Origin of the sequence: Komagataeibacter sp. FNDCF1, from assembly GCF_021295335.1 — a bacterium.
Lineage (GTDB): Bacteria > Pseudomonadota > Alphaproteobacteria > Acetobacterales > Acetobacteraceae > Komagataeibacter.
Map to the genome: position 1 here is coordinate 1,518,633 of NZ_JAIWOT010000001.1, position 13,219 is coordinate 1,531,851.

Genomic DNA, 13,219 nt, shown 5'->3' on the forward strand with positions numbered 1-13,219 from the left:
GGACAGGTGATCAGAACGGGAATTTCATGCCCCCGGGCAGGTTCAGCCCGCCTGTGACCTTCTTCATTTCCTCGCTGGCGCTGGCGTCGAGCTTCTTGCGGGCGTCGGCGCTGGCGGCAAGGATCAGGTCCTGCAGCATTTCCATTTCAGCCGGATCGGCCAGCTTGGGGTCAATGGTGATTGATTTCATGTCACCCTTGCCATTCATGGTAAGGGTGACCATGCCAGCGCCCGCGCTGCCTTCGATGGTCATGGTTTCCAGCTTGGCCTGCATTTCTTCCATGCGGGCCTGCATCTGGGTCGCCTGCTTCATAAGTCCGGCAAGATTTTTCATGTTCCGTGTATCTCCTCAAACAAAATCATCGGTATCCAGATCATCCTCTTCTACCAGATCGGCATCGAGAGGCGCGAATTCGAGATCGGGCACCAGATTCCGGTCTGCCATGTCTTCCGGCGGCAGGCCGTAATCATCTAGCGCATGATCGGTGACTTCACCCAGTCGGGCGGTGGGAAAGACCTGCATCGCCGCCTGCACCAGCGGGTGGGCCTCGGCCGCCACGCGGTGGAGCTGGATGATTTCCGCCCCCTGCTCGGCCAGCGTGGGCTCGCCCCTGGCCTCGGACTGGCGGACCTGCCATGTCCCGTCGCCCGTGCCCTCCCGCAGCAGCGCTTCCAGCCGTCGGGCCAGGCCGGGCAGGCTGTTGCGCTCCACCCGGATCTCGATCACTGGCGGGCTGAAGGAGACAAGGTGGGTCGCATGCCGCAGGTGGCCATGCAGCATAGCGTCGCGGCCCGAGATAAAGGCCACGGTCTCGCGCCATGTACGCGGCGGTGCCGCAGGAGGCCGGGCGGGTTCGGTCGCCTCCACCCTCCCCTGCCGCGGGGCGGGATCGGAGGGGCCTTCCACCCGCATGCCGCCATTGGCCACCATGCGGATTTCCGCTCCGCCCGCAGGCGGCGCGCTGGCCGCCCCCCCATGCGCCTGCATGCCGGCTGCGGCGGAGGGCGCGTCATGTCCCTGCGGGGCTGCCGGGGCAGGGGTGGTGGCCTGTATCGGCGCTGCAGGCCCGTCCTGCCCCAGTACCTTGCGCACCACATCGCCCGGTGGGGGCAGGTCGGCCACGTAGCACAGGCGGATCAGCACCATGTCCGCCGCCTGCCTGCGGTCGGGCGCCTGCTCGACTTCGGCAACGCCCTTGAGCAGCATCTGCCATGTCCGCCCCAGTACCGGCACCGGCACCCGCGCGGCCAGTGCGGCACCCCGCTGGCGTTCGGCCTCCGGCATTTCGGGGTTGTCACGCAGGGCGGGAATGGCCTTGATGCGCGAGACGGTATGCACGAGTTCCAGCATGTCGCCCAGCATGACGCCAAGATCGCCACCACGCATGTACACATCATCCGTGATGTCCAGCGCACGGTCGGCGCGACCTTCCAGCACGGCCTCCAGCAGGTCGAACACCAGTTCGCGATCCGCCAGCCCCAGCATGCCCGACACCAGATCCACCCCGATGGGGGCGGCATCGGCGCCGCCCTCTCCATCCAGCGTGCCCTGCGCAATGGCCTGGTCCAGCAGCGAAAGTCCATCTCGCACCGACCCGTCGGCCGCGCGCGCGATCAGGGCCAGCGCATCGGCACTGAAACGCACATGCTCCGCCTGCGCCACACGGTCGAAATGCGCGGCCAGTTCCACCTGCGGCACGCGGCGCAGCGCGAAGGTCTGGCACCGTGACAGCACGGTCACCAGCACCTTGCGCAGTTCGGTGGTGGCGAAAATGAAGGTGACCTGTGGCGGCGGCTCCTCCAGCGTCTTGAGCAGCGCATTGAACGCGTTGCGTGAGAGCATGTGGACTTCATCGATGATGAAGACCTTCATGCGCCCCTGCATGGGACGGAAGCGGGTCGCCTCGATGATTTCGCGCACGTCATCCACGCCCGTGCGGGATGCGGCGTCGATTTCCAGCACATCGGGGTGCCTGTCCGCCAGGATCGCGACACAGTTGGGACACACGCCGCACGGGTCCGCCGTGGGGCCGCCGGTGCCATCCGGCCCGGTGCAGTTGAGCGCGCGCGCGATGATGCGGGCCGTGGTGGTCTTGCCCACGCCGCGCACGCCCGTCAGCATGAACGCATGCGCCACCCGCCCCTGCGCAAAGGCGTTGCGCAGGATACGGACGGTGGTTTCCTGCCCGATCAGGTCATCAAATGTGGTGGGGCGGTATTTGCGGGCCAGCACCCGGTAGGGTGCGGCGGGGGCTGCATCCGGCATGGCGGGCGCAGCGGATGACTGCGGTGCGTCACCAAACAGGCCGGGGCCATCTGCTGGCGGTGCAGGCAGCCCGGCCTCCTCGGAACGATCCTGATCCGACGGGACGGTCATTGATGCATCCGGGCTGGAGATAGTGGCCATCATGAACGGGCTACGATGGCAACACGGAAACTTGCAGGTGGAAGACCGGCCATAACCCGGACGAAACTTACTACGGCTGCTTCCTTCCGGACCTGACCAGGTTAGCAAGGTATCCGTCTACAACCGATCTCCCGAGCGGGTTCTAACACATACACCCGCCCCATGCACAAGGGGCGTTGCAAAAAATAGTGTCCCTGCCCTTACTCCCCTACGGCGGCACCGGACTGGTGACGCATGTCGGCCCCGCCATAATAACGCGCCTGCCCCACCCGGCCGATGCGCGGCCCACCGGCAAGAATGCTCTCGGCCACGCCCCACGGGGCATGTTCCTCGATTGTGTAGCCCTCATGCGTCAGGGTGCGCACCACGGCTGGGGACAGCGCGCCCTTTTCCACCTGCACCACGTCGGGCTGCCACTGTTCATGGATGCGCGGCAGGTCAACCGCCTGCTGCACGTCCAGCCCGTAATCGACCATGCCCAGCATTACCGACAGCACGATGGTTGGAATGCGCGACCCGCCCGGGCTGCCCACCACCATGACCGGCTGGCCCGCGCGCGAGACAATGGTCGGTGTCATGGAGGAAAGCGGCGTCTTGCCCGGCGCGATCGCATTGGCCGTGCTGCCGACGATGCCGAACATGTTCGGCGCGCCCGGCTGGCTGGAGAAGTCATCCATCTCGTCATTCATGACGATGCCCGTGCGCCCCGCCACGACACCCGCGCCGAACCAGCCGTTGAGCGTATAGGTCACGGCCACGGTCATCCCGTCACGGTCGGCAATGGAATAATGGGTGGTTTCCTCCTTTTCGCCTTCCGGCATGCCGGGGTGGAGACTGCCGGAGGAGACGGCGTGACCGGTGGGCAGGTGCTGGCGGACCTGCCGCGCATAGTCCGGGTCGACCAGATGGGCCACGGGATTGGTGACAAATGCCGGATCACCCAGGTCCTGCCGGTCGGCATAGGCGTGGCGCATGGCTTCGACCTCGCGCTGCACCGCCGGGGCCGTATGCAGCCCGAGGGCATGCATGTCATAGCCGGACAGGATGTTCAGCATCTCGCACAACGCAACGCCGCCACCGCTGGGTGGTGGCGCGGTATCGATATGATAGCCCCTGTATTCGCATGAGAGCGGCGCCATCACCCGGGTATGATAGCTGGCAAAGTCCCGGCGCGACAGGATGCCGCCGCCTTTTCTGCTGCTCCTTACGATTTCCCTTGCAATCGGACCTTCATAGAAGGCGCGCGCGCCATCGCGTGCGATACGTTCCAGCGTGCGGGCCAGGTCGGACTGGACCAGCTTCTCGCCCACCGCAAGCGGCGTGCCATCGGCATGCAGGAAGATCCTGCGGGCATACGGGTCCCTGGCAAAGACGGCGGTGGACGTATGCAGCAGGTCAACATCGCTTGGCTTGAGAACAAAGCCATCGCGTGCCAGGGCTATGGCCGGGGCCATCACATCCGCGCGCGGCAGCTTTCCCCAGCGGTCATGCACCTGCTCCATCCCCGCCACCGTGCCGGGAATGGCCACGGCCTTCCAGCCGGTTATGGAGGCACTGGCAATGACATGCCCCGACCCGTCCTGGTACATGTCCGGGGTTGCGGCGCCGGGCGCATGTTCCCGGAAATCAAGGAACGTGACATGGCCATCGGGCGTGCGGAGGGTCATGAATCCCCCACCCCCGATATTGCCGGCGGCAGGATAGACCACGGCCATAGCATAGCCCACCGCCACGGCGGCATCCACCGCATTGCCGCCACGCGCCAGGATGTCCGCCCCTACGTGGGAAGCTATATCCTGCGCGCTCACCACCATGCCATTGCGGCCCGGCACGGGGGCAAGCCCCACGGCCTGCCCGCCGGGTGTGGTTTCAAAGGCCAGCGGGTCAACGACCGTCGCCCCGATCGCCATGGGGGCGGCGGGTGCAAGGCAGGCAAGAAAAACCGCGCAATACCGCAGGTTGCCGGAAAAAGGCATGAAGGCTCCGTTCCTGATTGTCCCTGTTAGCCGTTCCCCACGGTGGGGACACGGCTCATGCCGCCGGATAGGGCGGGCAGGTAAAGCCTGCGGGGGAGAGTGTGAAAACCTCGCATCCGTCCTCGGTCACGCCAAGCATGTGCTCGAACTGCGCGGACAGGGACCGGTCACGGGTCACGGCAGTCCAGCCATCCTCAAGGATCTTCACATCAGGACGGCCCGCATTGAGCATAGGCTCGATGGTGAAGAACATGCCCGGACGCAGGACCAGCCCCTCACCGGGGCGGCCGTAATGCAGCACGTTGGGTGGCGCGTGGAAGGTACGGCCGATTCCATGGCCACAGAAATCCTCCACCACCGAAAACCGGCGCGCTTCGGCATAGGTCTGGATGATATGCCCGATATCCCCCAGCGTCGCTCCCGGGCGCACGGCATCGATGGACAGCATGAGGGACTCGTAAGTCGCCTCGATCAGCTTCTGGGCCTTTATGGGAATCCTGCCGACCGTGTACATGCGGCTGGTATCCCCGTACCAGCCATCAAGGATGACGGTCACGTCGATGTTGAGGATATCGCCATCCTTCAGCGCGCGCTCACCCGGTATGCCATGGCAGACGACATGGTTGATCGAGATGCAGCTGGATGCCGGATATCCCCTGTAGCCCAGCGTGGCCGGGACCGACCCGTTCTCGACCATGAAATCGTGGATCAGCCGGTCCAGCGTGGCCGTGGTGACCCCTTCGCGCACATGCGGCGTGATCATGTCCAGCGTGCGGGCGGCCAGTTGCCCGGCCGCGCGCATACCGGCAAAATCCTCTGGGGAATGGAGCTGGATTCCGCCGCCCCGCATGTCGCCTTCCATGGCGTGATCCTTTCCTGTACTCGACACATGACCACCCGCCCGCAGTCATGAAGGGACAACAGGAGCACGCCCGCCCTTCAGGCCGGGCGCACCGGATGGATGCTGCTTTCTATACCGCGCCTGTCGCGCGCTGTCAGCTTCGGGCTTTGTGGGTGGTGTGGGCCACATGCCCCATGCTGACCAGATGCACATGGGCACGAACCGGTGCCGGATGCACATGCACGACCATACCATGCCCGCGCCGGATACGGGTGTAGGAGGCGGGAATGCCCGGCGCCTCGGCCACTTCCATCGGCCTTGTGGCGTGCAGCCGGGCGGAAGCAAGGCTTGTCGTACCCTGCGCGCCACGCCTGCCCCACGCCGCATGCGCTGCCTGGGCACGCGCCAGTACCAGCGGGTGCAGGTCGGCGGGTGCCACGCCCTCGGCCTGGAAGCTGGCATCGAGCAGTTCCGCCATGGTGGTGTTGCGGCGGCCGTTGGACTTCGCCCCCATCACCACCCCGATCAGACGCACGTTCTCACGCACGGCGGAAGTGACGAGATTGTGCCCCGCCTCATCCGTGTAGCCGGTCTTGAGACCGTCGGCACCGGGATAGGCCCCCAGCATGGGGTCATGGTTGGGTACCGCATGGCCATGAAAATAGAAGCCGGGCACCGCGAAGTAATGGTAGTATTCCCCATAATCGACGATCAGGTGCCGCGCGAGGGTGGCAAGATCGCGCGCCGAGGTCATCTGCTCCGGATTCGGCAGGCCGGAGGCATTGCGGAACACGGTATCGTACATGCCCAGCCGGCCTGCCTCACGCGTCATCATCGCGGCGAAGCGGGTTTCGTCCCCGCCGCCCAGGAATTCACCCAGCGCGCAGGCCGCGTCATTGGCAGACTTGGTAACAAGCGCCAGGACCGCCTGCTCGACCGTAAGCGACGAACCGGGCCGCAGGCCCAGCTTGGAGGGTTCCATGGATGCGGCATGAACGGAAACCGGCATTGCCGCGTCCAGCATGACCTGTCCGGTCCGCACGGCCTTGAAAGTCAGGTACAGCGTCATAAGCTTGGTAAGGCTGGCGGGGTAGCGCCGCAGGTCCGGGTCCTGCTGGGACAGTACGGCGCCGGTGCGCGCATCCACCACGATGGAGCTGATCTGCCCCGCATACTGGGCGCGGGCGGCGTGCATGCCACCAAGGCCGATACACAGCCCCACGGTTGCCGTGACCTTGAGATGCAGGAAGGAGCGGATGGGAAAGCGGCTCATATGATGGGGAAACCTGCGCGTGCAATGTCAGTCATATGGCCTCCGGACATGCGGCATCACCGCACATCCCTCCATTCCATTTACGGGTTGCTGGTCTGCAACCATTCTAAAAGAAAGGTTTTCTATTCGTCCAGAGCGTATTTCCATTCCCATCATGGCGGAAGGATGGAGGCCATGAAGCCGGACGCAAAAAAATCCTTGTCTCCATGCAGCCTTACCCCTTTCAACCGGTGGCAAAGTTCCAATATGGTACCTGTCATGTCTGCTGATGCTCGTTCCTCCCTGTCCCGTTCCGTGTCATGGCCTGCAAGGTCAGGCACGCGCCCGCACGGTCATGGCGGCAATACGCCGCCGCGCCGCAACGGGGGGCAGGACACTCCCCCCGGCAATGACGACGGCATGATCGACGTGGTCATCCACACCCGCCCGCAGACCCGCAAGCCGGCGATGTACAAGGTGCTGATGCTCAACGACGACTACACGCCCATGGAATTCGTGGTGCATGTGCTGGAACGTTTTTTCCAGAAAAACCGCGAGGAAGCGACAGACATCATGCTGCACGTTCACAAACGTGGGGTCGGTGTGTGCGGGGTCTTTACGTATGAAGTCGCGGAAACCAAGGTAACACAGGTGATGGATCTGGCCCGCCAGAACCAGCACCCGCTGCAATGCACCATCGAGAAGGACTGACCCGACGGACAAGCACATCTTGCACCCCCCGCCGCGGCCCGATCACACACCCAGCCATTTTGTGCTGGCATTTCGCCCGCAACGGGACAAGGATTGTCCTGACTTACCGGTTATGATCTCCGGGGCCATGCTGGCCCCATCTGGAAAAGGAGCGTCTCGGCATGTTGTCACGTAATCTTGAACAGACGCTTCACCGTGCGCTGACACTGGCCGGCGACCGCCGGCACGAATACGCAACGCTTGAACATCTCCTGCTCGCCCTGATCGATGACCCGGATGCCGTAACGGTATTCCGCGCCTGCGGGGTCGACCTGAACAAGCTGCGCACCGACCTGACCGAATTCCTGGACAAGGATCTCGCCGGTCTGGCTGCGGACCGTACCGTTGATCCCAAGCCCACGGCCGCCTTCCAGCGCGTGATCCAGCGTGCCGCGATCCACGTCCAGTCAACCGGACGGGACGAGGTGACGGGTGCGAACGTGCTCGTGGCCCTGTTTGCCGAGCGCGAGAGCCATGCGGTGTATTTCCTGCAGCTGCAGGACATGACGCGGCTGGACGCGGTGAACTTCATCTCCCACGGCATTGCCAAGGCCCCGGACCGCTCCACGCGCCGCCCGGTGGCGGGCAGCCCGCCGGAAGGGAACGAAACCGAGGAACGCGGAAAGACCGGGCAGAAAAGCCAGGATGCGCTGTCCACCTACTGCACCAACCTCAATGAAAAGGCGCAGGCGGGCAAGGTCGACCCGCTGATCGGCCGCGACTCCGAAATCGAGCGCACGATCCAGATCCTGTGCCGCCGCACCAAGAACAACCCGCTTTATGTGGGTGATCCCGGCGTGGGCAAGACCGCCATTGCCGAAGGGCTTGCCAAGCGCATTGTCGAAGGTGACGTGCCGGAAGAGCTGCTCAATTCCACGATCTATTCGCTGGACATGGGCGCGCTGCTGGCGGGCACCCGTTACCGCGGTGATTTCGAGGAACGGCTGAAGGCGGTGGTGACCGAACTGGACAACAACCCCGGCTCCATCCTGTTCATTGATGAAATCCATACGGTCATCGGCGCGGGTGCCACTTCGGGCGGGGCGATGGATGCGTCCAACCTGCTCAAGCCGGCCCTGGCTGCAGGCACGCTGCGCTGCATGGGTTCGACCACGTACAAGGAATACCGCCAGCATTTCGAGAAGGACCGCGCCCTGGTGCGCCGGTTCCAGAAAATCGATGTGGCGGAGCCTTCGGTCGATGATGCGGTCAAGATCCTGCGCGGGCTGAAGGTCAATTACGAAAAGCACCACAAGGTGCGCTACACCGATGACGCGATCCGGGGTGCGGTGGAACTGGCTGCCAAGTACATCCATGACCGCAAGCTGCCGGACAAGGCCATCGACGTGATTGACGAGGTCGGGGCATCACGCATGCTGGTGCCTGAAAACCGCCGCCGCAAGACGGTCACGCTGAAGGATGTGGAGGATATCGTCGCCAAGATCGCGCGTATTCCGCCCAAGAGCGTGTCGTCCGATGACAAGGAAACGCTGCGTTCGCTCGAGCGTGACCTCAAGGGCATGGTTTACGGGCAGGACAAGGCGATCGAGGCCCTGACTGCCGCGATCAAGCTGTCACGTGCCGGGCTGCGTGATCCGGAAAAGCCGATTGGCAACTACCTGTTCTCCGGCCCCACGGGCGTGGGCAAGACGGAAGTGGCCAAGCAGCTTGCCAGCACGCTGGGAATCGAACTGATCCGCTTCGACATGTCCGAATACATGGAGCGGCATTCGATCTCGCGCCTGATCGGCGCGCCGCCGGGCTATGTCGGCTTTGACCAGGGTGGCCTGCTGACCGATGCCATCGACCAGCACCCGCATGCGGTCCTGCTGCTGGATGAAATCGAGAAGGCACACCAGGACCTGTACAACGTGCTGCTGCAGGTGATGGATCACGGGCGCCTGACCGACCATAACGGCAAGACGGTGGACTTCCGCAACGTGGTCCTGATCATGACGACCAATGCGGGTGCCGCGGATCTGAGCAAGGAGGCGATCGGCTTTGGCCGCACCTCGCGTGAAGGCGAGGACGAGGATGCGATCAAGCGCCTGTTCACGCCGGAGTTCCGCAACCGGCTGGATGCGATCATTCCCTTTGCCAACCTCTCGCCGCATGTGGTGGACCGGGTGGTGGAGAAGTTCATCTTCCAGCTGGAAGCGCAGCTGGCGGACCGTAACGTGATGATCGAAATCTCGTCCGCCGCGCGCGAATGGCTGGCCGAGCGTGGTTACGACCGCCTGTATGGCGCACGCCCGCTGGGCCGTGTCATTCAGGAAAACATCAAGAAGCCGCTGGCGGAGGAACTTCTGTTCGGCAAGCTGGCCAATGGCGGGGTGGCCAAGATCTCGCTCAAGGATGGCAAGCTGGATTTCGAATACATCTCCCATGCAAAAAATGCTGCCGCCGAAGGCGATGAAGGCGACAGCACGCGTGAGGAGGAAGCGGCGGACTGACGCCATCCATTCCGCATTTCCTACAGAACTGATAAGGACAGGGATCAGAAATGATCCCTGTTTTTATGTGTACCATCCCGAAAGAACCCATGCTCACCGCACTGATCTACGTTCCCGCTGCTTTTGCTGAAATTGGTGGCTGCTTCTGTTTCTGGGCATGGATGCGCCTTGGCCGATCGGCGCTGGTGCTGGTGCCGGGCTGTCTTTCACTGGTGCTGTTCGCATGGCTGCTGACCTTCAGCCCGGCCGATAATGCGGGCCGGGCCTATGCCATTTATGGTGGTGTCTATATTGCTGCCAGCCTGATCTGGTCATGGCTGGTGGAGGGCCTGCCACCCGACCGGTGGGATCTGGGCGGGGCGGCCATCTGCCTGGTGGGGGCGGCGATCATCCTGCTAGCCCCGCGTGGCTGAACGCCTGTAAATCAGAGAGACGTTTCTGGCGAAGCTTTTTTCAAAAAGCTTAAAAAAGACGCCGCCTTTTTGAAAAAGGCGGCCCCAAAAACTTTTATTCTTCTTTTTACTGATACCGGGTCCCGTTAACCACCACATAGCCTTCAACCGGCCAGCTTTTGCCGGTGCCATGGTGGGTCCAGTCGATTCCCTGGCTCTGCGGGTTATCATAGTAATAGCGTCCCAGCACATCGGTCTGGTCGCCCTTGGCCACCCATGGCCATGTGGGCGCGGTCATACGGTCCAGATCGGATACGATGCGAATGGACACACCCTGCCCCACATCAACATAGAAATAACCATGCAGCCCGCTGCGGGTCCGCTTTGCGGCGGAAACCGTGATCACACGCCCGCATACATGCTCGACCCGGTCGGGATGGGGGGTCTGTGCGCTTTCCTCGGCCTTCAGATCCGTCAGGAATTTGCTGTTATCACAGGACTCGGGCACGGGGCTGGCTATGGGCTGTGCCTTTTCCTTCCCTTCCCCGCCGATCTGCGCACTTTCCTCACGCGCTTCGTGCCGGTGGCGGTGGTGACGGGCATGGGCGGCGGGCGCAAGCGCGCCCTGCACCGCCAGAAGGGCCGCAAGCCCCATTACCCCGCGTAGCGGCCAGCGTGTCGCTGCCATCATTGTGCTCCCTTCATGCAAGATCACAATCTTTTGCGGGGTGTGGGCCGGTGCGTCAATGCAGGGCGCTGTTACCGGATTTCGGGGCTTCGGCCTCAAGCTGCCTGCGGGCCTTTTCCATTTCCTGCTCCATGGCAGGGTCGGATGCGGGCATCTTCAGGTGCAGCTTTTCCAGTGCGTCGATAATGGCCTCGATCACTACCAGGCGTTCAAACCATTTCTGGTCGGCCGGCACGACAACCCATGGCGCATCGGGGTGGGCGGTACGGCGGATCGCCTCCTCATAGGCACGCTGATAGTCATCCCAGTACTGCCGCTCATGGATATCGGAGGGCGAGAACTTCCAGTTCTTGGTGCGGTGCTCGATCCGGCGCAGGAAGCGCCTGCGCTGTTCTTCCTTGGACAGGTGCAGGAAAAATTTGAGTACCAGCGTACCCTGCCGCGCCAGATAGCGCTCGAAATGGTTGATATCGTGGTAGCGGTCTTCCCAGAAGGTGGACTTGTGCCGCAGGGTGGGTGGCAGGCATTCGTGCTCCAGCAGTTCGGGATGCACGCGGGTGACCAGCACTTCCTCGTAATGGCTGCGGTTGAAGATGCCGATGCGTCCCGCCGCGGGGGCGGCAAGATGCTCGCGCCACAGATAGCCATGCGACAGTTCGACCGGCCCGGGCTGCTTGAACGACGTAACACTGACACCCTGCGGGTTGATGCCGGACATGACATGCTTGATCACGCCATCCTTGCCACCCGCGTCGAGTGCCTGCAGCACGACCAGCAGCGACCATGTTCCATTGGCATACAGGAGCGACTGCAACTGGGAGAGACGGCCAATACGCTCCCTGAGCAACTGCTTGCCGGTTTTCTTGTCCAGCCCACAGGCTTCCGCCGCCCGGGTGGGGCAGGCGGCAAGGGAGAAATCATGGCCATTATGAACGGTGAAACGGCGGGCAAGCTTATTGGAGGTATTTTTTTTGGGCATACTCAGTCCTTCATGCCACGTGCGACCGACAGGCCACCGGCGGCCTGACAGGTAGGCATGAGTTCGATCTCGTTGATGTTGACGTGGCGCGGCAGGGAAAGCACCCACGCTACCGTCTCGGCAATATCGGCCGGCAGCAGGGGCTTGGTGCCTTCGTACACGGCCGCCGCCTTCGCATCATCACGCAGGCGCACGTTACTGAACTCACTCCCCCCGCACAGGCCGGGTTCAAGGTTGGTGACACGCACGTTGTTCCCCAGCAGGTCACAGCGCAGGTTGCGGGTGAACTGGCGGACAAAGGCCTTGGTCGCCCCGTACACGTTGCCACCCGTGTAAGGGTAGATAGCCGCCGTGCTGCCCAGCGCAATGACATGGCCCCGGTCGCGCGCCACCATGCCCGGCAGCAGCACGCGGGTCAGTTCCACCATGCCGGTGATATTGGTGGAGATCATGGTCTGCCAGTTGGCGATATCGGCCTCCTGCGCCTTTTCCATGCCCAGCGCCAGGCCTGCGTTGTTGATCAGCACATCCACATCGCGCCAGTCGGCTGGCAGGCTGGCTGGCATCCCTGCAATGGCTGCGGCATCATTCATGTCCAGGCGAAAGGGCAGCAGGTCGGGACCAAGGCGTGCCGCCAGTTCATCAAGCCGTTCCTGCCTGCGCCCGGTCGCGATGACCCGGTAGCCATCCTGGACGAGGCGTTCGGCAATTGCCTTGCCAAATCCGGCGGTTGCTCCGGTTACCAGTGCAATCTGCTGCATCGTGCTTCTCCTGCTGGGGTACGGGGCAGCCTTGCATATCGGCATGCTCCCGTCATGGGTGGGATGGATATCAAGCGATCCCGTACCTGAAATGGTTGCAAATCAGGTCAAATCCGGTTCTATGGTGGTGCATGGCTTCATTCACGACAACTCCAGGCTGCAGCCTGACCGGTCACCTTCTGGTGGCCACCCCTGCCCTGACCGACCCTGCCTTCGCGCGCAGTGTCGTCTACCTGTGTGCCCACACGCCCGAGGACGGGGCGATGGGCCTTGTCGTCAACCGCCGTCTGTCCCAGCCGGTGCTGGATGACGTGCTTGAACAGCTTGGCATTGCCCCCGTGCCACCCCGCCGGCGCATCAACCTGTGCGCGGGCGGCCCGATGGATAACGGGCGCGGCTTCGTGCTTCATACATCGGACTGGAGTGGTGACGGCAGCCTGCCGGTGGACCGCACCACCACGCTGACCGCAAGCCTGGATGTGCTGCGCGACATTGCTGATGGCAATGGCCCCAGCAATGCCCTGCTGGCCATGGGTCACGCAAGCTGGGACGCGGGACAGCTGGAAGAAGAGATGCTGCATCATGACGCATGGGTCGCCGCGCCCGCAACCAAAGCCATCGTGTTCGGCCCCGACTACAATGCCAAATGGCGGCAGGCCCTGGCCAGCGTGCAGATCGACCCCGCATGGTACAGCATGGCGGCCGGCCACGCCTGATCCG

12 protein-coding genes and 1 other RNA gene are annotated in these 13,219 nt (G+C 63.4%); 4 read left to right on the plus strand and 9 right to left on the minus strand.

Going from position 1 to position 13,219, the window contains the following annotated elements; genetic code table 11:
- Nucleotides 1–10: 10 nt before the first annotated feature.
- The 6 genes from LDL32_RS07220 to LDL32_RS07245 all read right to left on the minus strand — a co-directional run bounded on the left by LDL32_RS07220 (nucleotide 11) and on the right by LDL32_RS07245 (nucleotide 6,497).
- Complete coding sequence (locus tag LDL32_RS07220; protein WP_233065595.1) at nucleotides 11–334, minus strand: YbaB/EbfC family nucleoid-associated protein; 324 nt, start codon at nucleotides 332–334, stop codon at nucleotides 11–13.
- A 15-nt stretch (nucleotides 335–349) separates the two neighbouring features.
- Entirely contained in the window at nucleotides 350–2,377 is a 2,028-nt protein-coding gene (locus LDL32_RS07225; protein WP_233065597.1) for a DNA polymerase III subunit gamma/tau, read from the minus strand.
- Between the two features lie 67 nt (nucleotides 2,378–2,444).
- Nucleotides 2,445–2,539: signal recognition particle sRNA small type (gene ffs, locus LDL32_RS07230), an RNA gene on the minus strand.
- Nucleotides 2,540–2,607: 68 nt separating this feature from the next.
- Nucleotides 2,608–4,383 carry a gamma-glutamyltransferase gene (gene ggt, locus LDL32_RS07235; RefSeq protein WP_233065599.1) on the minus strand — a complete coding sequence of 592 codons (1,776 nt, stop codon included), beginning with the start codon at nucleotides 4,381–4,383 and terminating at the stop codon, nucleotides 2,608–2,610.
- Between the two features lie 55 nt (nucleotides 4,384–4,438).
- On the minus strand, nucleotides 4,439–5,245 hold the full coding sequence (gene map / locus LDL32_RS07240) for a type I methionyl aminopeptidase (RefSeq protein WP_233065601.1): 807 nt from the start codon (nucleotides 5,243–5,245) through the stop codon (nucleotides 4,439–4,441).
- A gap of 133 nt (nucleotides 5,246–5,378) precedes the next feature.
- Nucleotides 5,379–6,497, minus strand: a complete 1,119-nt coding sequence (locus LDL32_RS07245; RefSeq protein ID WP_233065603.1) for a D-alanyl-D-alanine carboxypeptidase family protein — start codon at nucleotides 6,495–6,497, stop codon at nucleotides 5,379–5,381.
- Nucleotides 6,498–6,755: 258 nt separating this feature from the next.
- Between LDL32_RS07245 and clpS the strand changes: the two genes are divergently transcribed.
- The 3 genes from clpS to LDL32_RS07260 all read left to right on the plus strand — a co-directional run bounded on the left by clpS (nucleotide 6,756) and on the right by LDL32_RS07260 (nucleotide 10,092).
- Nucleotides 6,756–7,187, plus strand: coding sequence for an ATP-dependent Clp protease adapter ClpS (gene clpS, locus LDL32_RS07250; protein WP_233065605.1), 432 nt, complete (start codon nucleotides 6,756–6,758; stop codon nucleotides 7,185–7,187).
- Between the two features lie 161 nt (nucleotides 7,188–7,348).
- A complete protein-coding gene (gene clpA, locus LDL32_RS07255) occupies nucleotides 7,349–9,679 on the plus strand; it encodes an ATP-dependent Clp protease ATP-binding subunit ClpA (protein ID WP_233065607.1) in 2,331 nt (776 codons plus the stop codon).
- An 89-nt stretch (nucleotides 9,680–9,768) separates the two neighbouring features.
- Nucleotides 9,769–10,092, plus strand: coding sequence for a YnfA family protein (locus LDL32_RS07260; RefSeq protein ID WP_233065609.1), 324 nt, complete (start codon nucleotides 9,769–9,771; stop codon nucleotides 10,090–10,092).
- A gap of 106 nt (nucleotides 10,093–10,198) precedes the next feature.
- Here LDL32_RS07260 and LDL32_RS07265 read toward each other — a convergent pair whose 3' ends face one another.
- The 3 genes from LDL32_RS07265 to LDL32_RS07275 are packed head-to-tail and all read right to left on the minus strand — an operon-like array spanning nucleotide 10,199 to nucleotide 12,499.
- Nucleotides 10,199–10,759: a hypothetical protein gene (locus tag LDL32_RS07265; protein ID WP_233065611.1), complete on the minus strand. Its 561-nt coding sequence runs from the start codon at nucleotides 10,757–10,759 to the stop codon at nucleotides 10,199–10,201.
- Nucleotides 10,760–10,814: 55 nt separating this feature from the next.
- Nucleotides 10,815–11,738: a polyphosphate kinase 2 family protein gene (locus LDL32_RS07270; protein ID WP_233065613.1), complete on the minus strand. Its 924-nt coding sequence runs from the start codon at nucleotides 11,736–11,738 to the stop codon at nucleotides 10,815–10,817.
- Between the two features lie 2 nt (nucleotides 11,739–11,740).
- Nucleotides 11,741–12,499, minus strand: a complete 759-nt coding sequence (locus LDL32_RS07275) for an SDR family NAD(P)-dependent oxidoreductase (RefSeq protein WP_233065615.1) — start codon at nucleotides 12,497–12,499, stop codon at nucleotides 11,741–11,743.
- A gap of 131 nt (nucleotides 12,500–12,630) precedes the next feature.
- Between LDL32_RS07275 and LDL32_RS07280 the strand changes: the two genes are divergently transcribed.
- Nucleotides 12,631–13,215: a YqgE/AlgH family protein gene (locus tag LDL32_RS07280; RefSeq protein WP_233065616.1), complete on the plus strand. Its 585-nt coding sequence runs from the start codon at nucleotides 12,631–12,633 to the stop codon at nucleotides 13,213–13,215.
- Nucleotides 13,216–13,219: the final 4 nt, after the last annotated feature.